Raw genomic sequence first — 24,963 nt, 5'->3', positions numbered from 1 at the left:
TTTATTGTCCTCCCTGGGAGGCTATGCTATACGGAATGAGCAAAACGAGGATGGCTCATCCGAGTGGACCTAAGGGGCTTACCGCCCCCTCTGCTTTTTTGATCGTCATCTTCTAATGCAACCTCCGCTCTCTAGGCCGACCAAGCCGGGTTGAGGATCAAACGCCGCAGCTAACGACTGCGGCGTTTTTGTTTGTTTCACGAATCTAGCAGAAGGTCAACCCGTTCCTAGCGCCGTGTTAGGAACGTAACGGGAAACTGCAAATATCTGTTTACAACCTGACGCCCTCTCACGTATAAGGGTCAGTATGAACAGATTGACCAGAGAAGATCGCGCTAAGATTTTGCAGCTGCTCTGCGAGGGCATGGCAATCCGTGCGATCTCGCGCGTAACCGGCGCCAGCAAGAACACAATTGCGAAGCTCTTGGTTGACGCAGGACGCGCCAGCGCAGCCTACCAAGACCGTGTACTGCGCAACCTGCCGTGCAAGCTGGTCCAGGTCGATGAAATCTGGAGCTTCGTCTACGCGAAGCACATGAATGTGGCGAAGGCGAAGGCCGCGCCGGTTGATGCTGGCGACGTTTGGACGTGGACCGCCATCGACGCCGAAACCAAGCTGCTGGCGAGCTTCTACGTATCAGACCGCAGTTACGGCGCCGCTCGCGAGTTCATTGATGATTTGAAGGGTAGGCTCGCAAACCGCATCCAACTCACAAGCGACGGCCACAAGGCCTATCTGCAAGCCGTCGTGGATGCCTTCGGAAACGACATCGACTATTCGATTCTCGTCAAAAAATATGGACAAGAGCCGGGCAAATCACCGGAACGGCGCTACAGCCCCGCCGTCTGCATCGGTATTGAAAAAAACCCGATCATTGGAAACCCGGACATGAAGCACATCAGCACGTCCTACGTGGAGCGGGCGAACCTCACCATGCGCATGAGCATGCGCCGGTTCACCCGGTTGACCAATGGCTTCTCCAAGAAGATCGAGAACCACGCTTGCGCCATCGCACTTCACGCGATGCACTACAATTTTGTGCGCGTGCATTCGTCCTTGAAGATGACGCCAGCGATGGCGGCGGGCGTTACGTCGCGACTTTGGGAAATGACCGATCTGGTGGAAATGATTGAAGCTTGGGAAATCCGCTCGTCCCGGTAGTTTGGCGCGAGAACAACCGCCGCATCAGCAACGGCGAACAATATCTAATGACTTGTGACGTTGCTTTGCAGCACGCGATTTCGCGCCAGTGGAAGGGCTATTGGCAACGAGCTGTAAAGCTTTAGATCGCGGAGAGACCAGCCGTGACCATCGCCTTGTCGGCTTTATTGAGCGTCTTAACTGTCGCCACGAAAGCAATAACGTCCGCTGCAACTTGCTTGTCCAAAACGCCTAGTTTCTTTGCGTTGTACAGCTTCAACTGGTTATCGTTGTAGCGAGGCAGGTGAGCGAAGGTAAAAACCGTTTTGCCAGTCTTCGAGGCCGGAATGCAGGGAATGCTGGCACAATCAAACGCGATGGTGCCGGCAAAACTTGGATCTGAATTCAAATACAAAAATTGATGCGCTGCGCCAGGATTTACACAGATGCAAACGTGATACTTCTTATGCCCAGCCTGCGGAGCAAAAAGCTCGACGACGTCCCCAACTGCGAACATTCGTCATGAGTGCTTTGAAAGAAATTCGATATTCTTGGCCTCGTCCTCGTTTGCTTTCTCGAAAAGCAGACTGAGACTCATCGGGAAGCTCCTTACGTCAGAGTCATTATCCCATGCTTCCAAATAAGCAGGGTCATCGTGCGTAAGCTTACGGACTTGCTGGAATCCTAGTTGCTTTACCTTCGAAAGGGCTGCTTGCAGCTCCTCGGTATCGCTCTCAGATAGAGAATCCTCGTGAGTGTTGTTCTCGTCTTTGGGGCTGAAAACCTCAGCAGTTTCGCTGATCTGCGGAGCAGCCTCACTGCGCCAAGGAAAATCCTTGATGCCGAGACGCTTCATGCAAAACTGATCTCTCTTCAAGAAGTTGTAGGAGAGACTAGGGACCGGCCCATCCTTCATTGCAGAGTAATTGTCGAACGTGATCGGGCGGCCGTATTTATTCAAGTGCGCTTTATCCGCCAGAAAAAGCGATTTGACGATGTCATACTGAGTGATTTCAAATCCGCTCTCATTCGCCGTCCTCACCAAGAACGAAATTGAGGCGAGGATTTTATCGACGTTGGGGCGTAACGGCGTTATGGGTGCGCGTGTTCGAGCAGCCATTTTCAATATCCCGGTGCTACTAAACGGGGAGAAGAGCAGCGCGTTCCAAGTCCGTAGAACGGCTTTGAGCAGCACGTTAAGACTGCGCAACTTCTCGACCTGACGGCCATGCGGCTCCCCTATGCCGCCACCATAGATAGTGATTCGGTATTAACAAGTCCATACTGATTCGGGCCTAAATCGTTGAATTGACTACGTAATGCAGCGCCAAGTGAGACAATTAGCCATTTGTTTATAACGGGATAGCTGGCCACATATGGCCAACAAAAAATTATCGTTGTCCCCGCTAATCACCGATTGCCCCCCCAAAGGCATGTACTGCCGGCCGCCACAATCAAACTGACCCAGTACCCCCTCTCCGCAAGAACAATACGGGAACGATCTTGGAAGGGCGAGCAAACCTTTAATCAGGCGTAAACGCCAAGCCTACACTACGCCTCGAATGCCGGCTTCTGTCCTCAGCACATTCCAACGAATGTCCGCTACTCCTAGGGCTGCGGGATGGGCCGTGGTCAACGGGTGAACAATTCAAATGCTTGCAAATCGCCGGAGAAGCGAACGTCGGATGTGCAGCCGGCTCGCCAAGATCCATTTTGGCGCGGGGTCGCTGCCGCGGGACTGCACGATCACGGATATCTCGGATGGCGGCGTGAAAGTGGTGGCGGAATTCCTGGAAGTGCCGCCGCAATTCACCATCATCTTCGCGCCCGATTATTCCCGCCAATGCCGCCTGCGCTGGCGTATCGGCTGCGAGTTCGGCGCCGAATTCACCGATTAGGCCGTCCGGGTCGCGCTCCTTAACGGGACTTTAGCGTTAATCGGTAAGCATCTCTGATCAGTTGCCGAGTGATCAGAGTATGCCCAAGCGTTCGTCCCTCGCCTTTCCTGCGGCGAGATTGCTGCTTCCCGCACTCCTGGTGCTCACCCTCGGCGGTTGCCAGACCGCCGGCATCGAGGACGTGACCGGCGCGCTCGGCGCCAAGTCGGAAACGGCTGTCAAGGCCGACCCCACGCCGGACATGGACGCTTTGCGTGCGCGCTATCGCGCCAAGCCTGGTGATCCCGACATTGCGCTCGCCTACGGCAAGGCGCTGCGCGAGAGCGGCCAGCGCGCACAGGCGGTTGCGGTGTTGGAGCAGGCCGTGCTCGGTCATTCCAGCAACAAGGCGCTGCTCGCGGGCTATGGCCGCGCGCTCGCCGACAACGGTAATTTCCAGCAGGCCTTCGACGTCCTCGGCCGCGCGCATTCGCCTGAGGATCCCGATTGGCGCATCCTGTCGGCGCAGGGCGCGGCGCTCGATCAACTCGGCCGCAACGAGGAAGCGCAGCAATATTACGCCGCGGCGTTGAAGATCGTGCCGAACGAGCCGACCGTGCTGTCCAATCTTGGCCTGTCCTATATGCTGCAAAACAATCTGTCGAAGGCCGAACAGGTGCTCGGCCGCGCTCATCAGCGCAATCAGAACGATGCGCGGGTCCGCGCCAATCTGGCGCTCGTGCTGGGATTGCAAGGCCGCGAGGCCGAGGCCGAAATCCTCGTGAAGGCCGACCTGCCGCCCGATCAGGCCGCGGCAAAGGTCACTGCGCTGCGGCAGCTGCTGGCAAAGAAACAGCAGCAACGGGCGGACAAATAGCCCGCCCTCCTATTCTGCTTCGCGCGAAAAGGCCTCTCGCCTCACGACGCCTTGCGATGAGGGGCTGATCCGCGCCCCGGCTTGCCCTTCAGCTTCTTCAGCAGCGGCTCGAGCAACGAGCGCCTCGGCTTCTTCACCTCGCCGCGGCCAGCGAGGCGGTTCGCCATGTTCTGGAACAGCTCGGTGGTGCGGTGGTTCTTGGAGACCTCCGCGATCATCTGGCCGTTATTGGCCGCGGTCGAGAACAGTTTCGAATCGAACGGGATCACCGCGAGCGGCTGGCTCTCCATGGTCTTGGCGAAGGCCTTGACCTCGATCTCCGCGCGCTTGTGCATGCCGACCTGGTTGAGGCAGTACAGCGGCGGCCGGTCGTTCGGTCGTGCCGCCTTCAGCACGGTCAGCATGTTCTTGGTGTTGCGCAAATTGGCGAGATCGGGCTCGGCGACGATCACGATGTCGTCGGCATTCACCAGCGCGCGCCGCGTCCACCCGGACCATTGGTGCGGAACGTCGAGCACGATGCAGGGCGTGGTCATGCGCAGCGTGTCGAAGATGGCGTCGAAGGCCTCGGCACCGAAATCGTAGACGCGGTCGAGCGTGGCAGGCGCCGCGAGAAGGCTGAGGCGCTCGGTGCATTTGGAAAGCAGGCGCTCCATCAGCGCCGTGTCCGGCCGGTCCTGCGACAGCACTGCGTTGGCGATGCCCTGCACCGGGTCCTGATTGTAGTCGAGGCCCGCGGTGCCGAAGGCGAGGTCGAGGTCGATGACGACCGAATCGAGCGCGAGGTCGCGGGCGATGGTCCAGGCCACGTTATGCGCGACGGTGGAGGCGCCGACGCCGCCCTTGGCGCCGACCACCGCGATGACGCGGCCGGTGATGATGGCCTCGGAGGCCGAGAACAGGCTGCAGATCGAGCGGACGACGTCGAGGGTTTCGACCGGTCCGACCACATAGTCGTTGACGCCGCGGCGCACCAGCTCGCGATAGGGCGCGGTGTCGTTGGGATTGCCGATCACGACCACGCGGGTGCCGGGGTCGCAGACGCCGGCGAGGTCGTCGAGCCCCTCGAGGATGTCGCGCGTGCCGTCGGATTCGATCACGATCACGTTCGGCGTCGGCATCGTCTCATAGACTTCGATCGCCGCGGCAAGGCCACCGTCCTTGGCGGTGAGGTGCGCCTTGGCGAGCCGGCGGTCTTCTCCCGCCGCGGTCACCGCTTTGAGCGTCTTCTCGGTCTCGCAAAAGGCCTGCACGGAGATCCGAGGAACCGGCGCAATGTGTTCCTCGGGGTGTTGCGGATCGTTCGCGTCGTCGTCGTGGAGACGTGTCATTTGCCGGTATCGCTGAGTTTGGCCTTGTCGGAGTCGGGTGAGGGGGGCGCGATCGGCGTGCCCTTGCGGTAGCGCTCGAAGGCGATGTCGCGTCGCGCGGTATAGGCGGGGGTCTCGGCACGCGGCTGCTCGAGATCGGCGGGGTTGTCGATCATCGCCGCGAGATTGCGCTGGCTGGCGCAGCCCAGATTGAAATAGGGCCGGTTCTCGTTGTAGCCGGGATCGAGGATGTTGGGTCCGAGGTCTTCCGGCCACAGCCCGCAGGGACCAGCGACCGCGGCCATCCTGGAATAGCTCAGGCGGATGGTGGGCAGCAGCCCGGGATCTTCAGGGCGATAGGGATGCTGAACGATGGCCCGCGGCGGCACGCCGCCGGATGCGAGCACGGACCGGATCTCCCGATAGGTCGCCGCCGCCGCGCGCGAATTCGCGCTGTCGACGGGGACGTCGACGATGACGGAGCCGGTGCCTTCGCGCACCCAGTCCCGCGCGATGCCCGCAACGTCCGAATGCTGCGCGGCCGAAAGGCCGCCCCTCGCCTTGCCGACGAAGATCACGATCGACTTCTTGCCTTCCTGAACTGCGATCGGGTGGCGCTGACGATAGTCGGTCGGCACCGTCTGGGTGACGATCTCGCCGGTGGTGTTGCAGGCGCCCAGCATGACGGAGAGGCCCGTCAGTGCAAGCGCGACCCTCAAGTTGCGGCGTCGATCGGCTGATGTTGTCGTCATCGCCTGGTCCCCTCTTGCCCCGTTCCTTGTCCGGTCCCCAAACCGTCCGTCTCAGTCGATGATGAAGCCGAAATCGTCCGGCGTGCCGGCGATCGGATCGACGCGGCGCGCGATGCCGTAGAGACGGTTCATGCGGCCGAGCAGCGCCGACTGCGCGTCCGATGCCGGCGCGAAGCCGTCGTCGGGCCGTGCCAGATCTTTCTGGGCGACCGCGCGCACCACATAGGGCGTCACGATCACCATCAACTCGGTCTCGTTGTTGACGAAGTCCTGGCTGCGGAACAGCGCGCCGATGATCGGCACCTGGTCGACGCCAGGCAGGCCGTTGATCGCCTGCTTGGTCTTCTGCTGGATCAGGCCGGCCATCGCCATCGAGCCACCCGAGGGAATTTCCAGCGTGGTCTCCGCGCGGCGGGTCTGGATCGAGGGGATGGTGATCGAGTTGCTCGAGTTCGAGGACACCGCCTGCGTCAGCGTGATCGCGTTCGTATTCGACAGCTCCGAGACCTCGGTCATCACGCGCAGGCTGATGCGGCCTTCGGCGAGCACGACCGGGGTGAAGTTCAGGGAGATGCCGAACTTCTTGTAGGTGACCTGGGTGGTACAGACGTGGGTGACCGGATCGCAGGAATAGCCTGCGGGAATCGGAAATTCGCCGCCGGCGATGAAGGTGGCGGATTCGCCCGAGATCGCCGTCAGGCTCGGCTCGGCGAGCGTGCGCATGACGCCGGCGCTTTCCATTGCGCGCATGGTGGCGCTGACGGTGGCGAAGCCCTTGGCGAGGCCGGCGACGCCGAGCCCATTGCTGCCGACGATCGGTCCGCCCGAGACCGAGAACGGATTGGAATTGTTGAAATTCACCACCGCAGTGCCCGCGTTCAGGCTGGCGCTGAGATCGACACCGAGCTGCTTGACGATGTCGCGGCGCACCTCGCCGACGACGACCTTGAGCATCACCTGGTCGCGGCCGCGCACGACGATGTTGTTGACGACCTTGTCCGAACCGCCGACCAGCTTGGCGGCGACGTCGCCGGCCTGCTGTGCCTCGACCGGGCTCGACACCGATCCGGTCAGCATTACGCTGTCGCCGACGCCTTCGATCTGCACGCCGGGAAGGGACTGGCGAAGGGCCGCGCGCATGCCGTTGAGATCGCGCTTCACCGCGATGTCATAGGCGGCGACCTGCTGGCCGTCGGCGGTGAAGAACACGACATTGGTCTGGCCGACCTGGCCGCCTATGATATAGGCGCGCTGGGCCGAGCGGATGACGGCATTGGCGATCTTGGGATCGGCCACCAGCACGTCCTTGACCTCGCGCGGCAGGTCGATGACGACGGACTTGCCGACGCCAAGCGAGAGAAAACGCGACCTCGCGGGCGCGATCGTCGCGACCGACGACACCTCGAGATCCGGAGCTTGCATCGGCGCCTGGTCGCCCACCGGGCGATCCGCGGCGCTGACGGCGTCGGGGGCCGCGAGCAGCCCCAGCGTCATCAGCATCATCCCCGTCAGGAACGAGCGCGCGCGCTTCCCCCGAATGCGCAGGCCCGTCCGATCATCCCCGTAGTTCATGATGCCCCCATCACTTCTGTGACGTTAGTTGCCGCGCCGGCACCCCGAAACGAATGACGTTGATGCCGTCGGCCACCTTGGCCGTTTTTTCCTCGACCGTGCCCTCCACCGCGTTGGCATCGACGATGCTCCGCAGCGCGAGCTGGAGCGTGCCGCCCTGGCGCGCGGCCGAGAGCGTGGCGACCTGTTCGGGCTTGAGCTCGAGCGTAACGGTCTTGCCGACCACGGCGGTCTGGCCGTCTTTTTCCTTCGGCGCCTGATCAATCGCGAGCACACGGATATTGGTCAGGATGACCTCGGACAGGATCAGGTCGTTACCGGCGAGCGCGCCATCGGGATTCTTCAGGCGGCGGGTCAGGACGATGTCGACGCGGTCGTTCGGCAGGATGAAGCCGCCGGCGCCGGTCTCGGCTGAAATCTCGGTCGAGACGGCGCGCATGCCCGACGGCAGGATCGCGGCCATGAAGCCGGAGCCTTCGGCCCTGACCAGCTTCTGCTCGCGGATGGGCTCGCCCTGCATCAACGGGACGCGCGCGATCGAGCCGGCGATCTGCGTCTGGGCTTCGGGCCTGCTATCGCGGCGAATGAAGGCGCTGCTCGCAGTCGCCGCCGGCCAGGTCTGCCATTGGAGGTCGTCGGGCTTGAGGGCCTGGCCGAGCCGAATGTCGTTCTTGGCGATGAGGACTTCGACCGTCGGCAGCTTCTCGGCGACGGCCACAGCGGGCGCGGGCGCATTCTGATAGCTGCTGGCGAGATACGCAGCGACGCCGCCGGCGGCCAGCGCGATGACGAGAACGACAATGCGTGCGGTATTCATACGCTCTTACTCATACGCGGGGCACTCGAACCGCACCTGGCGTGTTCCCCCGTGTCGATGAGTAGGGAGTAAAAGTATAAGGGGTGTTGCGAGGCCGAACGCGATGACCAGCCACGATGCTGGTTCTCGGCAGATGGTGAACGCGGCGTTATTCGGTCGGCCGGCGGCCCCGTAGTTTCACGCAGTGCTCAGCGCGCGAGGGAGGCGGCGCGTCATGGTGAACGGGTGGTTAGTGATGGGTGGTGCGAGGGTGCCAATGAGATCCGCAGAAGCCCTGCACAACATCGCTGTCGTCCCCGCGAATGCGGGATCCATAACCACAGGGAGAAGTTGCGGTGCGAAAAGGTAACTCCAAATCCCCATAACCACATCTTCCTGGGGCTATGGGTCCCGGATCTGCGCTGCGCTTGTCCGGGACGACATTGAGGAGAGATTTCAGGCTCTCCAGTACAAGCTACTTCTTCCGCTTCTGCTCGATCACGTCCCAGACCTTTGCCGCAACGTCAGGACCGCCGAGTCGCGCGATGGCGCGGATGCCGGTGGGCGAGGTCACGTTGATCTCGGTGAGATTGCCGTTGATGACGTCGATGCCGACGAACAACAGGCCACGCTCGCGCAGCGCCGGGCCGACCGTGGCGCAGATCTCGCGCTCGCGCGGGGTGAGCTCGGTCTCCTGTGCGGCGCCGCCGCGCACCATGTTGGAGCGGAGGTCGTCGGCGGCCGGCACGCGGTTCACGGCGCCCGCGAACTCGCCGTTGACCAGGATGATGCGCTTGTCGCCGTGCTTCACCTCGGGGATGAACTGCTGGATCACCCAGGCCTCCCTGAAGGTGACCGAGAACATGTCGAACAGCGAGCCGAAATTCATGTCCTGCGGCATCACGCGGAACACTGCCGCGCCGCCATGGCCGTGCAGCGGCTTCATCACGACGGCGCCGTGCTTGTCGCGGAACGCGTTGATCTCGTCGAGGTCGCGCGAGATCAGGGTCGGCGGCATCAACTGCGGAAAGTTCATCACGAACAGCTTTTCCGGCGCGTTGCGCACCGAGGCCGGGTCGTTGACCACCAGCGTCTTCGGATGAATGCGTTCCAGAAGATGCGTCGAGGTAATGTAGGCCAGGTCGAACGGCGGATCCTGGCGCAGTAGCACGACGTCGAAGCCGTTGAGCGCCTCGCGCCTGGACTCACCCAGCGTGAAATGGTTGCCGGGCTCGTCGCGCACGGTCAGGAGCTGAACCGGAGCGACGATCTCCTCCCCGACCATCGAGAGCTTGTCGGGCGTGTAATAGGACAGGCCATGGCCGCGCTTCTGCGCCTCCAGAAGCAGCGCAAAGGTGGAATCGCCCTTGATGTTGATGCGGGCGATGGGGTCCATCTGGACAGCGACGTTCAGTTTCATGGTCTGCCTTTCAGGTCGAGGCGTCGAATGCCGCCAACACATGGCGCGGAAGTGAGCGCGGCGCAATCAGCATGGCGTCGAATCGCAATTCGAATTCGGCATGCTCGGGATGCGCCACGAGCCAGCCTTGCGCGGCGTCGATGATGCGCTGCTGCTGGCGCGGCGTCACGGCGAAAGCGGCGTCGTCCAGCGTCGCCCGCGCCTTGACCTCGACGAAGGCGATCAGATTGCGCCGGCGCGCCACGATGTCGATCTCGCCATGCGGAGTGCGGTAGCGCTTGGCGAGGATGCGATAGCCCTTCGCCATCAGATAGGCGGCGGCACGACTCTCGGCCGAGATGCCGGTGCGGAATGCGGCGAGCCGCTCCGGCGAGGCGACCCTTGGTTCCCTCGGGCTGTCAGTCTTCGCCATCGCCGCCCTGTGAATCCTTTGCGAGCTCGAGCGCGCGGGCATAGACCTCGCGGCGCGGGCGTCCCGAGAGCGCGACGGCATGCGCCACCGCGTCCTTGACACTGTGAGTGGCGAGCTGTTCGCGCAAGAGACCGTCCAGCGCATCCGGTGTCAGCACCTCGGCGTCGGCTGCCGGCGGAGCGATCACCAGCACGAATTCGCCGCGCGTTTCCAGCCGCTCGGCATCGCGCGCGAGATCGGCCAGCGTCGCGCGCGAAATTTCCTCGTGCAGCTTCGTCAGCTCGCGGCAGATCGCGGCCTCGCGCGTGCCCATGATCTCGGCGAGTTCAGTGAGCGTATCCTGCACGCGGTTGCCGGATTCGAACATCACCAGCGTCGCATCGATGCGGGCGAGCTCGGCAAGGCGTGCGCGGCGCGCGGCGGATTTGGCCGGCAAAAAGCCTTCGAAGTAGAAGCGGTCGGTCGGCAGCGCCGCCACCGACAGAGCGGCGAGCACCGAGGACGGGCCGGGCAGCGCATACACCGCGTGGCCGGCGGCGCAGACCTCGCGCACCAGCTTGAAGCCCGGATCGGAGATCAGCGGCGTGCCGGCGTCCGAGACCAGCGCAATCGAGCCGCCTGCGGCAAGCGCCTCGAGGATCCTCGGGCGCGCGGCTTCGGCGTTGTGCTCGTGATATTGCTTGAGCTGCGCGGTAATAGCGTAGCGCTCGGTCAGGCGCCGTGTAATGCGAGTGTCTTCGCAGGCGATGACATCGACGCCGGCGAGGGTCTGGAGCGCACGCAGCGTGATGTCGCCGAGATTGCCGATCGGCGTCGCCACCAGATGCAGGCCCGGGGCCGCCTTCGGCGCCGCGATCCGGTGGGCATCGATGGAGAAACCGCGCGAGGCGGCGTCTTGAGCTTCAGGCGTATTTATCGGGGCCGGCTTTGCGCGCATAATGAGATCAACTTAGGCACGATCCGCAGGGCTGGGAACCGGCTCGCCGAAAAAGATCGTGCCGAGGTGAGGGGCGAGGAACGGACGGGAATGTGATCAATCGGGATCACGTCGAGAGGGAGCGAGGGCCCTCGCGCCATATTCGCGACGGAAACGCCGCCTTGATGCTGCATGAGCGACGGCGAACAGCTGCCGGGACGGAAAGGCGGCCGCGTTAAGCGGCCATTATCCTTTTGTTTTGGTTAACTATTTGCCGACAATATGCCTGAATCCGCGGCTTGTGTCGTGGAAGGAATGTCGTGACCGGCCGGCGAGACGGCGGGTCAGAAGAGAAGCTGCCATGGTGGGCCCGCGTTATCCAAAGTCTCCCGTTCCGGGGTCCCTGATGTCAGGGGCGACTCGAAGGAGTGCGCTCGGCCTGTTGCTGGGCGCGCCCCTGCTGTCGGCCTGCGCGGGCGTGCAGCAGAGTCTCAGCCAGTTCTCCAACCCGTTCTCGAGCTCCGCGCCGCCGGCCCAGCCGGCCGGCCCGCCGCAGCAGGCGACGACCGCCGGCACCGGTGGGGTCAAGGTTGCCGTGATCCTGCCGCTCTCGGCCGCCGGCAATGCCGGCCTTGCCGCGCAATCCATGCGCAATGCCGCCGAGATGGCGCTGGCCGAGTTCCAGAACCCGAACATCCAGCTCCTGATCAAGGACGACAACGGCAGCCCGCAAGGCGCGCAGGCCAGCGCGCAGCAGGCCGTCGACGAGGGCGCCGAGATCATCCTCGGGCCGCTGTTCGCCCAATCGGTGCCGGCGGTGGCGCAGGTCGCGCGGACGCGCGGCATCTCGGTGATCGCCTTCTCGACCGATTCCAGCATCGCCGGACGCGGCGTCTATCTGCTCTCGTTCCTGCCGGAGTCCGACGTCAATCGCATCGTCGAATATTCCGCCAGCATCGGAAAGCGCTCCGTCGCCGTGCTGGTGCCCGACAATGCCTATGGCAATGTCGTCGAGGCCGCCGTGAAGGCCGCGGTGCCGCGGCGCGGCGGGCGCATCATTGCCTTCGAGAGATACGGCGCCGATCGGGCCACTCCGGCGCGGACCGTGGCGCAGCAGCTTGGCAGCGCGGATGCGCTGTTCATTGCCGATGACGGCGATGCCGTCGTGTCGGTGGCGGATGCGATGACTGCGGCGGGCGCGAATTTGCGCAACATCCAGCTGCTCGGCACCGGCCTGTGGGACAGTCCGCGCGTCTATGCCAGCGCCGCCCTGCAAGGCGGTCTCTATGCCGCGCCCGACCCGGCTGGCTTTCGCGCATTCTCCGGCCGCTATCGCACCAAATACGGCGCCGAGCCGATCCGGACCGCGACGCTCGCCTACGACGCGGTCGCCCTCGTCGCCGCCCTCGCGCGCACGCAGGGCACGACGCGCTTCTCGCCGGACGTGCTCACCAACGCCTCCGGCTTCGCCGGCATCGACGGCCTGTTCCGCTTCCGCGCCGACGGCACCAACGAACGGGGCCTCGCGGTGATGAAGGTGACGCAGGGCGGCGGCGTTGCGGTCGCGGGCTCGCCGAAGAGCTTTGGGGCGTGATCGTTCACCTCTCCCGCTTGCGGGCGAGGAGCGCACCGCCGATCTGGCTCGGGCCTACGCCGCGAGATCCGCGACCACCGCGTCCAGCACCGGGAATCCGCTGCTGGTCACGCGCAGCCGTCCCGTCGCATCCACAGTGATCGCGCCTTCTTCGCGCAGCATGGCGATGCGCTTGGGATCGAGCGTCCGGCCGGACAGGGCTTTGTAGCGCTCGGGGTCGATGCCCTCGGCGAGGCGCAACCCCATCAGCAGGAATTCGTCGGCGCGTTCTTCGCTGTTGAGGAGATCGTCGGTGACGATTCCGTGGCCGTTGGTCTCGACCCGCAGCAGCCAGGCCTCGGGACGCTTCTCCGTGGCCGTGGCATGGCGCACGCCGTCGATGTCGAGCCGGCCATGCGCGCCGGGACCGACGCCGGCATATTCATCGCCGCGCCAATAGACCAGATTGTGCCGGCACTCGGCGCCGCGCCGCGCGTGGTTGGAGATCTCGTAAGCCGGAAGACCAAGCTTCTCGCAGGTCTCCTGCGTGACGTCGTAGAGCGCCCGCGCGACCGCTTCGTCCGGTGTCTTCAATTTGCCGGCCTGGTGCAGGCCGAAGAACGGCGTGCCTTCCTCGATCGTCAATTGATAGAGCGACAGATGCTCGGCCGCTTCATCGATGGCGAGACGGAGTTCATCTGCCCACATCGCCGGTGTCTGGTCGGGGCGGGCGTAGATCAGGTCGAACGAGTAACGATCGAACGAGCGGCGCGCGATGGCGACCGCATCGAGCGCCTCGCGGGCGCTATGCATCCGGCCGAGCGCCTTCAGCGAGGCATCGTCGAGCGCCTGCACGCCGAGCGAGACGCGGTTGACGCCGGCGCTGCGATAGCCGGCGAAGCGCGTGGCTTCGACGCTGGTCGGGTTCGCCTCCAGCGTGACTTCGACGTCGCCTGCGACGGTCCAATGCTCGCCGATCGCGTCGAGCACGGCGCCGACGGTTGCAGGCTGCATCAGGGACGGCGTTCCGCCGCCGAGGAAGATCGAGGTGACCTCGCGGCCCGGCGAACGCTGCGCGGTCGTCTCGATCTCACGTGCAAAGGCGGCGGCGAAGCGCGCCTCGTCGATCGCGGCGTGGCGGACGTGGCTGTTGAAGTCGCAATAGGGACATTTCGACAGGCAGAACGGCCAGTGCACGTAGACGCCGAAAGCTTCGGATACTTGTTTTGACGCGTTTTCCTGGCGCGAACCGGTATCCACTTCGCTCGAAAACGCTCTATCGCGGCTCAAGGCAGATCTCCGCCAGTTTCACGAAGGCGCGGGCGCGGTGCGACAGGCCGAGCCCAAGCGGCGGCAGCCCATGCTTCTCGATGCTTTCCATCTCGCCGAACGTGCGGTTGTGGCCGTCGGGCAAAAACATCGGATCGTAGCCGAAGCCGGCAGTCCCGCGCGGCGGCCACACCAACGTGCCGTCGACGCGCGCCTCGACCTCTTCGAGATGATCGTCCGGCCAGGCGACGCAGAGCGCGGAGACGAAATGCGCTCGTCGGTGGTCGGGCGTGGTGGCGCCGCGCTCCTGCAGCAGCCGCTCGATCTGCGCCATCGCCGCGTTGAAGTCCTTGCTCGGACCAGCCCAGCGCGCGCTGTAGATGCCGGGCGCGCCGTCCAGCGCGTCGACGACGATGCCGGAATCGTCGGCGAAGGCGGGAAGCTTGGTCGCCTGCGCCGCCGCGATCGCCTTGATCGCCGCGTTGCTGCGGAAATCGCCGCCGGTTTCGTCCGGCTCGCCGAGGCCGAGCTCGCCGGCCGACACCGCCGCGATGCCGTACGGCGCAAGCAGCTCCCGCATCTCGGCGAGCTTGCCGGGATTGTGGGTCGCGATGACGAGCTTGTCCGTGATTCGGCGGTGCATGGGCCTATTGACTACGCCACAGCCAGTTTCTGCAAGTCCACCAGACGCGCGATGCCCTTCTGGGCCAGCGCCATCAACTTCAGGAACTCGTCCTGGGTGAACGGCTCGCGTTCCGCCGTGCCCTGCACCTCGACGATGCGGCCGTCGCCGGTCAAGACGAAATTGGCGTCGGTCTGGGCTTCCGAGTCCTCGGCGTAGTCGAGATCGAGCACCGGCGTGCCGTTGTAGATGCCGCAGGAGATCGCAGCGACGTTGTCGCGCATCACATTGGCCTTGATCATGTTGCGCGCCTTCATCCAGTTGATGCAATCGGCGAGCGCGACCCAGGCACCGGTGATCGAGGCCGTGCGGGTGCCGCCGTCGGCCTGGAGCACGTCGCAATCGACCGTGATCTGGCGCTCACCGAGCGCTTCGAGGTCGACGATGGTGCGAAGCGAGCGGCCGATCAGGCGCTGGATCTCGACGGTGCGGCCGCTTTGCTTGCCGGCGGAGGCCTCGCGACGGGTGCGTTCCGAGGTCGCGCGCGGCAGCATGCCGTATTCGGCGGTGACCCAGCCACGGCCCTGGCCCTTCAGCCAGGGCGGCAGGCGCTCTTCCAGCGTGGCGGTGACCAGCACATGGGTATCGCCGAATTTCACGAGGCAGGAGCCTTCCGCGTATTTGACCACGCCGCGCTCCAGTGTCACGGGGCGCAGTTCGTCGGGCGCACGGCGGCTTGGCCGCATGGGAAATCCTCCAAAACTCGCAGGTGTAGGGCTGTTCGCGGTGCTTGTAGGGGGGGTGAGGGTGGGCGGCAAGGTTTTTTCACCCCCCGATTTCGTGGCCGCGAACGCCACGCTTGTCAGAAGCGCCCGGGATAGACAAATTACGTGTATCTGAGAGGAGTTACTGTTTGTGACCCATCACGATCCGATCCATCTGATCGCGCCGCGCGCAGGCCTTGCCCAGCTCAACGAGCGTTCCCGCGACATCTTTCGGCAAATTGTCGAGAGCTATCTCGCGACCGGCGAGCCCGTGGGATCACGTAATATCTCGCGCCTCATCGCGATGCCGCTGTCGCCGGCCTCGGTTCGCAACGTCATGGCCGACCTGGAACAGCTCGGCCTGATCTACGCGCCTCATACCTCTGCCGGCCGGTTGCCGACGGAACTGGGCTTGCGCTTTTTCGTCGATGCCCTGATGCAAGTGGGCGACCTCAATGAGGCCGAGCGCCAGTCGATCCAGAGCCAGCTCACATCCGTCGGCCAGGCGCATTCGGTCGAGGCGGCGCTGGACCAGGCCCTGACGCGGCTGTCCGGACTCACGCGGGCGGCGGCTGTGGTGCTGACGCCAAAATCCAATGCGCGGCTCAAACACATCGAATTCGTCCGTCTGGAACCGGAGAAGGCCCTGGTCATCCTGGTCGGCGAGGACGGCCAGGTCGAAAACCGCGTGCTGTCGCTACCGCCCGGAGTTCCCTCCTCGGCGATCACCGAGGCCGGGAATTTCCTCAATGCACGCATCCGCGGCCGCACTCTGGCCGAGGCCCGGCTCGAGCTCGAGACGGCACTCGGGGAAGCCCGCGCCGAACTCGATCAGCTGACGCAGAAGGTGATCTCGGCCGGAATCGCAAGCTGGTCCGGCGGCGAGAACGAGGACCGCCAGCTCATCGTCCGCGGCCACGCCAATCTGCTGGAAGATCTGCACGCGCTGGAGGATCTGGAGCGGGTGCGTCTTTTGTTCGACGATCTCGAGACCAAGCGCGGCGTCATCGACCTCCTGGGCCGGGCCGAGACTGCGGAAGGCGTGCGCATCTTCATCGGCAGCGAGAACAAGCTGTTTTCGCTGTCAGGCTCCTCCACCATCATCTCGCCCTATCGGGATGCCGCCGGCCACATCGTCGGCGTCCTGGGCGTGATCGGCCCGACGCGGCTGAATTATGCCCGTGTGATCCCGACCGTGGATTATGCCGCCCGCATCGTCAGCCGCCTTTTGGGCGGCTGACAGGCGTTTCCGCCGATCACGGGCGCTTGATTTTCGCGCGCTCAGGCACGATATCCGGGCCAACAATCCTGGAAACGAGTTCGAGATTAGAGCCGATGACCGATCGAGACCGGCAACCCGAAGACACGACCGCGCCGACGCCTGAGCCCGTGGTGTCAAAGCCCTACATCATGCCCGACGATCCCGAGCCCGGCTCGGTCGAAACGTTGCAGAAGGAAGCCACCGAAGCGCGCGACCGCATGCTGCGGACGCTGGCCGAGATGGAGAATCTGCGCAAGCGCACCGCCAAGGAGGTCGCCGACGCCCGCCTCTATGGCATCACCGGCTTTGCCCGCGACGTGCTCGATATCGCCGACAATCTCCAGCGCGCGCTCGATGCCGTCCCGGCCGAGGCCCGCGCCACGGCCGATCCCGGTCTGACCTCGCTGATCGAGGGCGTCGAGCTCACCGAGCGGTCCCTGCTCAACGCTCTGGAAAAGCACGGCGTGAAGAAGCTCGATCCGCAGGGCCAGAAGTTCGACCCGAACTTCCACCAGGCGATGTACGAAGTCCCCGATCCGTCGGTGCCGTCGGGCACCGTGGTCCAGATCATGCAGGCCGGCTATACCATCGGCGAGCGCGTGCTGCGCCCGGCTTTGGTCGGTGTCGCCAAGGGCGGCGCGAAGGCAGCGCCGGCGGCGAACAACAACGAGTCCAGCGACGCGCCGAACTGAGTTTGGTTGTCATTCCGGGGCGCGACGTAGTCGCGAGCCCGGAATCCATCGCGCAGCGGAGACAACCGTCTAATGGATTCCGGGCTCGCGCTGACGCGCGCCCCGGAATGACGGGAGGATAGAGCGCGTCGCCTACGCGCTCACCGCGATATCCGCCGACTGAATCCGCTTGACGCCGGCCTTGGCCATATCGGCCCAGGCCTTTGCCAGCGAACCCTGCGTGTCGATGCCGCGGCAGGCGTCTTCCACCACATAAACCTCGAAGCCTGCCTTGCGCCCATCGAGCGCGGTCCAGGCAACGCAGAAGTCCGTCGCCAAACCCGCCACGAAAACGCGCTTGATCTTGCGCCCCTTGAGATATCCGGCAAGTCCGGTCGAGGTCTTGCCGTCGGCTTCGAGAAAGGCCGAATAGCTGTCGACGTTCTTGTGAAAGCCCTTGCGGATGATGAGCTCGGCGTGCGGGATCGCAAGGTCCTTCGACAGCGCGGCTCCCTCGGTGCCCTGCACGCAATGGTCCGGCCACAGCACCTGCTTGCCGTAGGGAAGGTCGACGGTCTCGAACGGCTTCTTGCCCGAATGCACCGATGCGAACGAGACGTGGCCCGGCGTGTGCCAGTCCTGCGTCATCACCACATTCGCAAACGCTTTCGAGATCTTGTTGATGATGGGGACCACCTGCTCGCCCTCTTTCACCGCGAGACTGCCGCCGGGCAGGAAGCAGTTCTGCACGTCGATCACGAGCAGGGCGGAGGTCTCGTCAGGCTTGATCGGCGCCGCTGCAAAGAGTGCGGTCGGCGCGAGGCTCGCCAGCGCCGTCGTTCCGAGCATTGCGAAGACTTGTCGTCGGTCCAGCATCATTCGCCTCCCTTGGGATGATCCAACGGAAGCGAAGCCTAGTTCCGTTCGTATACGAACAGAAGCCCGAAAATGCAGCCGTCCTGGTGAGGGGTTGGGCTGCCGGCCCCAAAACTCACTGTCGTCCCTGCATGCGCAGGAACGACACCGCGTATGCCGAACGATTCAGCCCTTCGGCTGGATGCCGTCGCGCACGGCGCGGAAGCGGGTGAAGGCGGGCTGCCACTGGTCCCGCGGGGCGCTGGCGATGATGCGCAGCGAGGCGCCGCCGCTCGAGAAGCGGATCCACTGCACCACGGTCACCGGGACTTTGTCCTTGCCGCTGACGCCGTCGATCCGGGTCTCGAAGCCTTGCTGGCCATTGATGCGGATCGGCTCGGACATGGTGACGCGCGATTCGCGCACGCCGGGGATCTGAAGCGCCGCCTCCTGGGCGAAGCGGGCGCGGTCGCCCGCGGCTTGCGGGGTGGCGCCGATCAGGCCGAGGATCATGAACGGCTTCGCCTCATAGCCGGTGCTCTCGTCGCCGTCGGCCAGGATGATGCTCGAGCCCGGCGCCAGCGTGCGGATGTCCTTGAAGTCGGCGAGATCGGTGATCTTGAACGGCATCAGCGCGATCTGCTCCTCGGCCGAGACCCGCTTGCGGGTGACGGCGGTCGCAAACATCTGCCGCACCGCTTCATCCGTGTAGATCTTGGTCGCATTCTCCGGGATCTGCACCGCGACATAACCCGAGAAGCCGGCGCCCGGCACGATCATCGAATAGCGCTTCACCAGGGTGTCGCCGGCCTTGCCGCTTTCGGTGGTGAAATAGGCGAGGCCCGCGGGAGTCTCGACCTTGTCCTGCTTGACGCCATTCGCCCCCGCCGGATTGGAGTTGAAGGCGCTCACGACCTCGCCATAGGCCGCCGGCGGCAGCTCGGTGATCAGCACCTTGACGCCGCCGTCCTCGCTCTCGAAGCCCGGAAAGGTTTTTGCGGTGTTGAGGCCGACCAACGGCACCATGCCCAGGCGCAAGCCGGGCGGAAACACGGCGTCGGCGGCAAGGGCCGGAAACGCGGAGGTAATGAAGAGGGCGAGCGCGGCGAGGGGACGGGTCAGCTTCATGGGCACTCTGATTGGTTCACATTGAGGCCGTTCGATGGTCGGACACCGGGCCGCTTTGTCGCGCGAAGCAGCCGTGGCGGCTGCCCGGCCGGTCCGCCTTTTACCGGGTTTGGGCGTGCTGTAACAGGGCGAGGATCGGCCGCGGCAGCGGGGCTTGCCGAGGCTTGAACCTGTTAATAATTCCTCACCCGCAAGGGCGGTGAAGCCCGGATATGATCTTCCAAAACCCAATGTTTTCGCGGCAGAAACCCGACTTCGGTCCTTGCGGGCCCCTCCCCCCCTCCTATATGAGCCTCAATCATCGCAATATCGCGGATGTTTGATCTTAGGGGGTTTCGGTTTGGGTGCCTTCTGGGCCCAGCCAACCTGCTGCAAAAAGAAGGATATCGGGACCATGGGAAAGGTCATTGGGATCGACCTCGGCACCACGAATTCGTGCGTCGCCGTGATGGATGGCAAGAACGCCAAAGTCATCGAGAATTCCGAAGGCATGCGCACGACGCCTTCGATCGTCGCCGTCACGGACGACGGTGAGCGCCTCGTCGGCCAGCCGGCCAAGCGTCAGGCTGTCACCAATCCCGAGCGCACCTTCTTCGCAGTGAAGCGCCTCATCGGCCGCCGCTACGACGACCCGATGGTCGAGAAGGACAAGAAGCTCGTTCCCTACAAGATCGTGAAGGCTTCCAACGGCGACGCCTGGGTCGAGGCCGACGGCCAGACCTACTCGCCCTCGCAGGTGTCGGCGTTCATCTTACAGAAGATGAAGGAGACCGCGGAAGCCCATCTCGGCCAGAAGGTCGACCAGGCCGTCATCACCGTTCCTGCCTACTTCAACGACGCCCAGCGTCAGGCGACCAAGGACGCCGGCAAGATCGCGGGCCTCGAGGTGCTGCGCATCATCAACGAGCCGACCGCGGCTGCGCTCGCCTATGGCCTCGACAAGACCAAGACCGGCACCATCGCGGTGTACGATCTCGGCGGCGGCACGTTCGATATTTCGATCCTCGAGATCGGCGACGGCGTATTCGAGGTGAAGTCGACCAACGGCGACACCTTCCTCGGCGGCGAGGACTTCGACATGCGCCTGGTCGGCTATCTCGCCGACGAATTCCAGAAGGAGCAGGGCATCAACCTGCGCAACGACAAGCTCGCGTTGCAGCGCCTGAAGGAAGCCGCTGAAAAAGCCAAGATCGAACTGTCGTCGACGACGCAGACCGAGATCAACCTGCCCTTCATCACCGCGGACCAGACCGGCCCGAAGCATCTGACGATGAAGCTCACCCGCGCCAAGTTCGAGGCGCTGGTCGACGACCTCGTCCAGAAGACCGTCGAGCCCTGCCGCAAGGCGCTCAAGGATGCCGGCGTCACCGCCGGTGAGATCGGCGAAGTGGTTCTGGTCGGCGGCATGTCGCGCATGCCGAAGGTCCAGGAAGTCGTGAAGCAGCTGTTCGGCAAGGAGCCGCACAAGGGCGTCAACCCGGACGAAGTCGTGGCGATCGGCGCCGCGATCCAGGCCGGCGTGCTCCAGGGCGACGTCAAGGACGTGCTTCTGCTCGACGTGACGCCGCTGTCGCTGGGCATCGAGACGCTGGGCGGCGTGTTCACCCGCATCATCGACCGCAACACCACGATCCCGACCAAGAAGAGCCAGGTGTTCTCGACCGCCGAGGACAGCCAGAACGCGGTCACCATCCGCGTCTTCCAGGGCGAGCGTGAAATGGCGGCCGACAACAAGATGCTCGGTCAGTTCGACCTGATGGGCATTCCGCCGGCGCCGCGCGGCATGCCGCAGATCGAGGTGACCTTCGACATCGACGCCAACGGCATCGTCAACGTCTCGGCCAAGGACAAGGCCACCGGCAAGGAGCAGCAGATCCGCATCCAGGCGTCCGGCGGCCTGTCGGAAGCCGACATCGAGAAGATGGTCAAGGACGCCGAGGCCAATGCCGAGGCGGACAAGAAGCGCCGCGAGGCCGTGACTGCCAAGAACGAGGCGGACGGTCTGGTGCATTCGACCGAGAAGGCTTTGGCCGAGCACGGCTCGAAGGTCGGCGAGACCGAGCGCCGCGCCATCGAGGATGCCGTCGGCGACCTCAAGGAAGCGCTGAAGGGCGACGATGCCGAGGCGATCAAGGCCAAGACGCAGACGCTGGCCCAGGCTTCGATGAAGCTCGGCGAAGCCATGTACAAGCAGCAGGCCGAGGCCGACGCCAAGAAGGACGCGGCCAAGGACGACGTCGTCGATGCGGAATTCACCGAGGTCGACGACGACAAGAACAACAAGAAGTCCGCTTAAACCCCAAGAGGGTGACGATGCGGACGGCTTGGACCCCACACGCGCTACCGGCCTCCTCCCCTGCGGGGGAGGCCGTCGTGTCGGGCTCGACGGGACGGGCGCCCGTTACGATCAATCAATTTCCCGCCGATATGCTGAACGCTGCCATGCAGCCCTCTGCCGCCAGGCGGAAGGCCGCCTATGTTGTCGCGTGGCGACGTTGTTTCGCTCCGACTTGAATCGCGATTGGATAGACCGAGCCCGACATGTCCACGTCCACCAAGCGCTGCTACTACGAGACCCTCGAGGTCGAACGCGATGCCGACGAAGGCAAGCTGAAGTCGTCGTTCCGCAAGCTCGCCATGAAATTCCATCCCGACCGCAATCCGGGGGATGAGACCAGCGAAGTCAAATTCAAGGAAATCAACGAGGCCTACGAAATCCTCAAGGACAAGGACAAGCGCGCCGCCTATGACCGTTACGGTCATGCTGCTTTCGAGCAGGGCGGCGGCGGCGGTGCCGGGTTCGGCGCGGGCTTCGCATCCTCTTTCTCCGACATATTCGAAGATCTGTTCGGTATGGCCGGGCAGCGCGGCCGCGGCGGTCGCGAGCGCGGCGCCGACCTGCGCTACAACATGGAAATCACGCTCGAGGAAGCCTTTGGCGGCAAGACCGCGCAGATCGAGATTCCGGTTTCGGTCACCTGCGAGGCCTGCTCGGGCATCGGCGCCAAGGCCGGCACCAAGCCGAAGACCTGCTCGACCTGCGGCGGCGCCGGACGCGTGCGGCAGTCGCAGGGCTTCTTCACGCTTGAGCGCACCTGTCCCGGCTGCCAGGGACGCGGCCAGATGATCGAGGACGCCTGCCCGTCCTGCTCGGGTCAGGGCCGGGTCACCCGCGAGCGAAATCTGTCGGTCAACATTCCCCCGGGTGTCGAGGACGGCACAAGGATCAGGCTCGCCGGTGAGGGTGAGGCGGGGGTCCGCGGTGGTCCGCCCGGCGACCTCTACATCTTCCTGTCGCTGGTCCAGCACCAGTTCTTCCAGCGCGACGGCGCCGATCTGCATTGCCGTGTGCCGATCTCGATGGTGACGGCCGCCCTCGGCGGCGAATTCGAGGTGCCGACCATCGAGAAGAGCAAGGCCAAGGTGAAGGTACCGGCCGGGACCCAGTCGAACCGCCGATTCCGCATTGCATCAAAAGGCATGCCGGTGCTGCGGTCGCGCCAGATGGGCGACATGTATGTTCAGGTCGTGGTCGAGACGCCGCAGAACCTCACCAAGAAGCAGCAGGAACTGCTGGCCGAGTTCGAAAAGCTGTCAAGCGGCAACACCCAGCCGGAGTCCGAGGGGTTCTTCGCCAAGGTCAAGGATTTCTTCGGTAATCGGGCGAGTTGACCCGGCTTGACCGTGCCGCCTTCGGCCTATACGTCTTTATGACCATTTTCTGACACGCCGCGGTCTTGCGGTCCCGTCCGGTCCAGACATGCCATTGCCATCGTCCGCGCGTGCGTTGAAGAAGCCTCGTCTCGACGACGAGGTGCGTTTTCTCAGATCGTGGATCGAAAAGCCGCTGCACATGGGCGCGGTGATGCCGTCGGGCAAGTTGTTGGCCCGGACCATGGCTCACTACGTCGATGTCGATTCGGACGCGCCTGTGGTCGAGCTTGGACCCGGTACCGGCGCCATCACGTCGGCCCTGGTCGAGCGCGGTGTCGATCAGAAGCGTCTCGTCCTCGTCGAATACAATCCCGGTTTCTGCGCGCTGCTGCGCGACCGCTATCCGCAGGCCAAGGTGGTGCAGGGCGATGCCTATCGCCTGCGCGACACGCTCTGGAACGTGCTGAGCGCGCCGGCCTCCGCGGTCGTCTCCGGCCTGCCGCTCGTGACAAAACCGATGCTGACGCGCCTGCGGCTGATCCGCGACGCGTTCACGGCGCTCGCGCCCGGGGCGCCGTTCGTCCAGTTCACCTATGCGGTGGTGCCGCCGATCCCGAAATCGCTGCCCGGCGTGTCCACAGAGGCTTCGGAACGGATCTGGATGAACCTTCCGCCGGCCCGCGTCTGGGTGTATCGCAAGGACTAATTCCGCCGGCTTCCCACGGTGCACGGCGGGCTCGTTTCGCCGAACGCATGGGATCGGATGTCCGCACCCAAAATCCTGATCATTCCCGGCTCGCTGCGCACCGGTTCGCACAATGCGAAGCTGGCTGCGGTCATGGCCCATGAATTGGTCCGGGCCGGCGTCGATGTCACCCGGATATCGCTCGCCGATTTCCCGCTGCCGATCTATGACGGCGACCTTCAGGCCAAATCCGGCATCCCGAAGCACGCCATCAATCTCAAGCGCATGATCGGCGCGCATCACGGCGTGCTGTTCGTCACGCCTGAATACAACGCCTCGGTGCCGCCGCTGCTCAAGAACGCGATCGACTGGGTCAGCCGCGTGCAGGAGCTGAACGAAGCGCGCGGCGAGGTGTTCCGCAGCCGCGCCTTCGCGCTCGCCGGCGCCTCGCAGAGCCGGCTCGGTGCGGCGCGTGCGCTGCAGGCCTTGCGGCTGATCCTGACCTCGTGCCACGCCAACGTGATAGCCAGCCAGCTCACGCTCGCCTTTGCCGATCAGGCCTATGACGATATGGACAGGCTCAAGAACGAGGGCGACATCGCCGCGTTGAAGGAGCTGGTCGCGCAGTTGATCGATATTTCCCAACGCATGATGTGAGGTGACATGACGCCAGCCGAGATCGCTCCCAAGGACCGCCTGATCGTCGCGCTCGATCTGCCCAGCGTCGATGCCGCGGAGGCGACGATCAACCGTCTCGGCGACAGCGTCACCTTCTACAAGATCGGTTACCGGCTCGCTTATGCCGGCGGATTGCCGCTGGTCGGCAAGCTCGCCGACAAGGGCAAGAAGGTCTTTCTCGATCTCAAGCTGCACGACATCGGCAACACCGTGACGCAAGGCGTCGAGAGCATCACCAGGCTTGGCGCCACCTTCCTCACCGTGCACGCCTACCCACAGACCATGAAGGGCGCGATCGAAGGCCGCGGCAATTCGAGCCTGAGGATTCTCGCGGTCACGGTGCTGACCTCCTACAACGAGGACGATCTGCATGCGGCCGGCTATCGGCTCGGCGTCTCCGAGCTGGTCGAGGCGCGCGCGCAGCAGGCGCAGGTGCTTGGCATCGACGGACTGGTGTCCTCGCCGGAGGAAGTTGGAGCCTTGCGCAAGATCGTCGGCCACCAGATGCATCTCGTCACACCGGGCATCCGGCCGGTCGGTTCGGCGACCGGCGATCAGAAGCGCATCATGACGCCGGGCCGCGCGATCGCCGCCGGCGCCGACTATCTCGTCGTCGGACGGCCGATCGTCGAAGCCGCCGACCCGAAGGCGATTGCGGAAGCCATCCAGGCCGAGATCGCGCAGGCGCTCGGAGCATGATCCGGACCCGAAGGCCGCGTTAGCGCAAAAT

The 24,963-nt window shown here is 64.2% G+C and carries 25 protein-coding genes and 1 pseudogene; 12 read left to right on the top strand and 14 right to left on the bottom strand.

Annotation, left to right across the window (positions count from 1 at the left end; genetic code table 11):
* Positions 1–307 precede the first annotated feature (307 nt).
* Entirely contained in the window at positions 308–1,162 is an 855-nt protein-coding gene (locus tag ACFDR6_RS06140; RefSeq protein WP_375857753.1) for an IS1 family transposase, read from the top strand.
* Positions 1,159–1,287, top strand: a pseudogene (locus tag ACFDR6_RS06135) (IS1595 family transposase); the annotation flags it as partial. The gene ACFDR6_RS06140 and the pseudogene ACFDR6_RS06135, both read left to right, overlap by 4 nt.
* On the opposite strand, the gene ACFDR6_RS06130 reads toward ACFDR6_RS06135, so the two are convergent.
* Together ACFDR6_RS06130 and ACFDR6_RS06125 are read right to left on the bottom strand one after the other, a co-directional pair.
* Positions 1,284–1,658: a hypothetical protein gene (locus ACFDR6_RS06130; protein WP_375857752.1), complete on the bottom strand. Its 375-nt coding sequence runs from the start codon at positions 1,656–1,658 to the stop codon at positions 1,284–1,286. The pseudogene ACFDR6_RS06135 and the gene ACFDR6_RS06130 sit on opposite strands and share 4 nt — an antisense overlap.
* Positions 1,659–1,661: 3 nt before the next feature.
* Complete coding sequence (locus ACFDR6_RS06125; protein WP_375857751.1) at positions 1,662–2,261, bottom strand: Panacea domain-containing protein; 600 nt, start codon at positions 2,259–2,261, stop codon at positions 1,662–1,664.
* Positions 2,262–2,793: 532 nt separating this feature from the next.
* Between ACFDR6_RS06125 and ACFDR6_RS06120 the strand changes: the two genes are divergently transcribed.
* Together ACFDR6_RS06120 and ACFDR6_RS06115 are read left to right on the top strand one after the other, a co-directional pair.
* Positions 2,794–3,039 carry a PilZ domain-containing protein gene (locus ACFDR6_RS06120; protein WP_091965316.1) on the top strand — a complete coding sequence of 82 codons (246 nt, stop codon included), beginning with the start codon at positions 2,794–2,796 and terminating at the stop codon, positions 3,037–3,039.
* A 79-nt stretch (positions 3,040–3,118) separates the two neighbouring features.
* Positions 3,119–3,895 (top strand): tetratricopeptide repeat protein, encoded by a 777-nt coding sequence (locus ACFDR6_RS06115; RefSeq protein WP_375857750.1) that lies wholly within the window; start codon positions 3,119–3,121, stop codon positions 3,893–3,895.
* A 41-nt stretch (positions 3,896–3,936) separates the two neighbouring features.
* Here ACFDR6_RS06115 and ACFDR6_RS06110 read toward each other — a convergent pair whose 3' ends face one another.
* From ACFDR6_RS06110 to rsmI, 7 genes are all read right to left on the bottom strand, one after another.
* Positions 3,937–5,226 (bottom strand): CpaE/TadZ family protein, encoded by a 1,290-nt coding sequence (locus ACFDR6_RS06110; protein WP_375857749.1) that lies wholly within the window; start codon positions 5,224–5,226, stop codon positions 3,937–3,939.
* On the bottom strand, positions 5,223–5,957 hold the full coding sequence (locus ACFDR6_RS06105; protein WP_375857748.1) for a CpaD family pilus assembly protein: 735 nt from the start codon (positions 5,955–5,957) through the stop codon (positions 5,223–5,225). The genes ACFDR6_RS06110 and ACFDR6_RS06105 overlap by 4 nt, the downstream gene beginning before the upstream one ends.
* A gap of 51 nt (positions 5,958–6,008) precedes the next feature.
* Positions 6,009–7,529 carry a type II and III secretion system protein family protein gene (locus ACFDR6_RS06100; protein ID WP_375857747.1) on the bottom strand — a complete coding sequence of 507 codons (1,521 nt, stop codon included), beginning with the start codon at positions 7,527–7,529 and terminating at the stop codon, positions 6,009–6,011.
* Between the two features lie 10 nt (positions 7,530–7,539).
* Positions 7,540–8,346: a Flp pilus assembly protein CpaB gene (gene cpaB / locus ACFDR6_RS06095; protein ID WP_375857746.1), complete on the bottom strand. Its 807-nt coding sequence runs from the start codon at positions 8,344–8,346 to the stop codon at positions 7,540–7,542.
* Between the two features lie 454 nt (positions 8,347–8,800).
* Entirely contained in the window at positions 8,801–9,745 is a 945-nt protein-coding gene (gene gshB, locus ACFDR6_RS06090; protein ID WP_212082914.1) for a glutathione synthase, read from the bottom strand.
* A 10-nt stretch (positions 9,746–9,755) separates the two neighbouring features.
* Complete coding sequence (locus tag ACFDR6_RS06085) at positions 9,756–10,157, bottom strand: YraN family protein (RefSeq protein ID WP_212082929.1); 402 nt, start codon at positions 10,155–10,157, stop codon at positions 9,756–9,758.
* Positions 10,144–11,094: a 16S rRNA (cytidine(1402)-2'-O)-methyltransferase gene (rsmI, locus tag ACFDR6_RS06080; protein WP_375857745.1), complete on the bottom strand. Its 951-nt coding sequence runs from the start codon at positions 11,092–11,094 to the stop codon at positions 10,144–10,146. The genes ACFDR6_RS06085 and rsmI overlap by 14 nt, the downstream gene beginning before the upstream one ends.
* Before the next feature lie 340 nt (positions 11,095–11,434).
* Between rsmI and ACFDR6_RS06075 the strand changes: the two genes are divergently transcribed.
* Complete coding sequence (locus ACFDR6_RS06075) at positions 11,435–12,667, top strand: penicillin-binding protein activator (RefSeq protein WP_317241746.1); 1,233 nt, start codon at positions 11,435–11,437, stop codon at positions 12,665–12,667.
* A gap of 54 nt (positions 12,668–12,721) precedes the next feature.
* On the opposite strand, the gene hemW is transcribed toward ACFDR6_RS06075, so the two are convergent.
* The 3 genes from hemW to rph are packed head-to-tail and all read right to left on the bottom strand — an operon-like array spanning position 12,722 to position 15,283.
* Positions 12,722–13,906 carry a radical SAM family heme chaperone HemW gene (gene hemW, locus ACFDR6_RS06070; protein WP_375857918.1) on the bottom strand — a complete coding sequence of 395 codons (1,185 nt, stop codon included), beginning with the start codon at positions 13,904–13,906 and terminating at the stop codon, positions 12,722–12,724.
* A gap of 16 nt (positions 13,907–13,922) precedes the next feature.
* Entirely contained in the window at positions 13,923–14,558 is a 636-nt protein-coding gene (gene rdgB, locus ACFDR6_RS06065; protein WP_212082952.1) for an RdgB/HAM1 family non-canonical purine NTP pyrophosphatase, read from the bottom strand.
* An 11-nt stretch (positions 14,559–14,569) separates the two neighbouring features.
* Complete coding sequence (gene rph, locus ACFDR6_RS06060) at positions 14,570–15,283, bottom strand: ribonuclease PH (RefSeq protein WP_212082955.1); 714 nt, start codon at positions 15,281–15,283, stop codon at positions 14,570–14,572.
* 169 nt (positions 15,284–15,452) lie between these two features.
* Here rph and hrcA point away from each other — a divergent pair, with 169 nt between their 5' ends.
* Entirely contained in the window at positions 15,453–16,541 is a 1,089-nt protein-coding gene (hrcA, locus tag ACFDR6_RS06055; protein WP_212082958.1) for a heat-inducible transcriptional repressor HrcA, read from the top strand.
* A gap of 95 nt (positions 16,542–16,636) precedes the next feature.
* Positions 16,637–17,254, top strand: coding sequence for a nucleotide exchange factor GrpE (gene grpE / locus ACFDR6_RS06050; protein ID WP_212082963.1), 618 nt, complete (start codon positions 16,637–16,639; stop codon positions 17,252–17,254).
* A 132-nt stretch (positions 17,255–17,386) separates the two neighbouring features.
* On the opposite strand, the gene pncA is transcribed toward grpE, so the two are convergent.
* Both pncA and ACFDR6_RS06040 read right to left on the bottom strand, forming a co-directional pair.
* Entirely contained in the window at positions 17,387–18,109 is a 723-nt protein-coding gene (pncA, locus tag ACFDR6_RS06045) for a bifunctional nicotinamidase/pyrazinamidase (protein ID WP_317241744.1), read from the bottom strand.
* Between the two features lie 165 nt (positions 18,110–18,274).
* A complete protein-coding gene (locus tag ACFDR6_RS06040) occupies positions 18,275–19,216 on the bottom strand; it encodes a hypothetical protein (RefSeq protein ID WP_375857744.1) in 942 nt (313 codons plus the stop codon).
* A gap of 394 nt (positions 19,217–19,610) precedes the next feature.
* Here ACFDR6_RS06040 and dnaK point away from each other — a divergent pair, with 394 nt between their 5' ends.
* From dnaK to pyrF, 5 genes are all read left to right on the top strand, one after another.
* A complete protein-coding gene (gene dnaK, locus ACFDR6_RS06035; protein WP_028139411.1) occupies positions 19,611–21,512 on the top strand; it encodes a molecular chaperone DnaK in 1,902 nt (633 codons plus the stop codon).
* A gap of 245 nt (positions 21,513–21,757) precedes the next feature.
* Positions 21,758–22,888, top strand: coding sequence for a molecular chaperone DnaJ (gene dnaJ / locus ACFDR6_RS06030; protein WP_212082971.1), 1,131 nt, complete (start codon positions 21,758–21,760; stop codon positions 22,886–22,888).
* Between the two features lie 88 nt (positions 22,889–22,976).
* Positions 22,977–23,576, top strand: a complete 600-nt coding sequence (locus tag ACFDR6_RS06025; protein ID WP_027534962.1) for a class I SAM-dependent methyltransferase — start codon at positions 22,977–22,979, stop codon at positions 23,574–23,576.
* A 57-nt stretch (positions 23,577–23,633) separates the two neighbouring features.
* The gene (locus ACFDR6_RS06020; RefSeq protein WP_375857743.1) at positions 23,634–24,212 is read left to right on the top strand and encodes an NADPH-dependent FMN reductase; all 579 of its coding nucleotides are present in this window, start codon (positions 23,634–23,636) and stop codon (positions 24,210–24,212) included.
* Between the two features lie 6 nt (positions 24,213–24,218).
* Complete coding sequence (gene pyrF, locus ACFDR6_RS06015; protein WP_212082990.1) at positions 24,219–24,932, top strand: orotidine-5'-phosphate decarboxylase; 714 nt, start codon at positions 24,219–24,221, stop codon at positions 24,930–24,932.
* Positions 24,933–24,963: the final 31 nt, after the last annotated feature.

Origin of the sequence: Bradyrhizobium tunisiense (assembly GCF_042263385.1) — a bacterium.
Taxonomy (GTDB): Bacteria; Pseudomonadota; Alphaproteobacteria; order Rhizobiales; family Xanthobacteraceae; genus Bradyrhizobium; species Bradyrhizobium tunisiense.
This window is presented reverse-complemented; position numbering and strand designations above follow the sequence as displayed.

Coding starts and splice junctions, on each gene's coding strand:
- ACFDR6_RS06140 (WP_375857753.1), top strand. CDS start 308: ATGAACAGATTGACCAGAGAAGATCGCGCTAAGATTTTGCAGCTGCTC.
- ACFDR6_RS06130 (WP_375857752.1), bottom strand. CDS start 1,658: ATGTTCGCAGTTGGGGACGTCGTCGAGCTTTTTGCTCCGCAGGCTGGG.
- ACFDR6_RS06125 (WP_375857751.1), bottom strand. CDS start 2,261: ATGGCTGCTCGAACACGCGCACCCATAACGCCGTTACGCCCCAACGTC.
- ACFDR6_RS06120 (WP_091965316.1), top strand. CDS start 2,794: ATGCTTGCAAATCGCCGGAGAAGCGAACGTCGGATGTGCAGCCGGCTC.
- ACFDR6_RS06115 (WP_375857750.1), top strand. CDS start 3,119: ATGCCCAAGCGTTCGTCCCTCGCCTTTCCTGCGGCGAGATTGCTGCTT.
- ACFDR6_RS06110 (WP_375857749.1), bottom strand. CDS start 5,226: ATGACACGTCTCCACGACGACGACGCGAACGATCCGCAACACCCCGAG.
- ACFDR6_RS06105 (WP_375857748.1), bottom strand. CDS start 5,957: ATGACGACAACATCAGCCGATCGACGCCGCAACTTGAGGGTCGCGCTT.
- ACFDR6_RS06100 (WP_375857747.1), bottom strand. CDS start 7,529: ATGAACTACGGGGATGATCGGACGGGCCTGCGCATTCGGGGGAAGCGC.
- cpaB (WP_375857746.1), bottom strand. CDS start 8,346: ATGAATACCGCACGCATTGTCGTTCTCGTCATCGCGCTGGCCGCCGGC.
- gshB (WP_212082914.1), bottom strand. CDS start 9,745: ATGAAACTGAACGTCGCTGTCCAGATGGACCCCATCGCCCGCATCAAC.
- ACFDR6_RS06085 (WP_212082929.1), bottom strand. CDS start 10,157: ATGGCGAAGACTGACAGCCCGAGGGAACCAAGGGTCGCCTCGCCGGAG.
- rsmI (WP_375857745.1), bottom strand. CDS start 11,094: ATGCGCGCAAAGCCGGCCCCGATAAATACGCCTGAAGCTCAAGACGCC.
- ACFDR6_RS06075 (WP_317241746.1), top strand. CDS start 11,435: ATGGTGGGCCCGCGTTATCCAAAGTCTCCCGTTCCGGGGTCCCTGATG.
- rdgB (WP_212082952.1), bottom strand. CDS start 14,558: ATGCACCGCCGAATCACGGACAAGCTCGTCATCGCGACCCACAATCCC.
- rph (WP_212082955.1), bottom strand. CDS start 15,283: ATGCGGCCAAGCCGCCGTGCGCCCGACGAACTGCGCCCCGTGACACTG.
- grpE (WP_212082963.1), top strand. CDS start 16,637: ATGACCGATCGAGACCGGCAACCCGAAGACACGACCGCGCCGACGCCT.
- pncA (WP_317241744.1), bottom strand. CDS start 18,109: ATGCTGGACCGACGACAAGTCTTCGCAATGCTCGGAACGACGGCGCTG.
- ACFDR6_RS06040 (WP_375857744.1), bottom strand. CDS start 19,216: ATGAAGCTGACCCGTCCCCTCGCCGCGCTCGCCCTCTTCATTACCTCC.
- dnaK (WP_028139411.1), top strand. CDS start 19,611: ATGGGAAAGGTCATTGGGATCGACCTCGGCACCACGAATTCGTGCGTC.
- dnaJ (WP_212082971.1), top strand. CDS start 21,758: ATGTCCACGTCCACCAAGCGCTGCTACTACGAGACCCTCGAGGTCGAA.
- ACFDR6_RS06025 (WP_027534962.1), top strand. CDS start 22,977: ATGCCATTGCCATCGTCCGCGCGTGCGTTGAAGAAGCCTCGTCTCGAC.
- ACFDR6_RS06020 (WP_375857743.1), top strand. CDS start 23,634: ATGTCCGCACCCAAAATCCTGATCATTCCCGGCTCGCTGCGCACCGGT.
- pyrF (WP_212082990.1), top strand. CDS start 24,219: ATGACGCCAGCCGAGATCGCTCCCAAGGACCGCCTGATCGTCGCGCTC.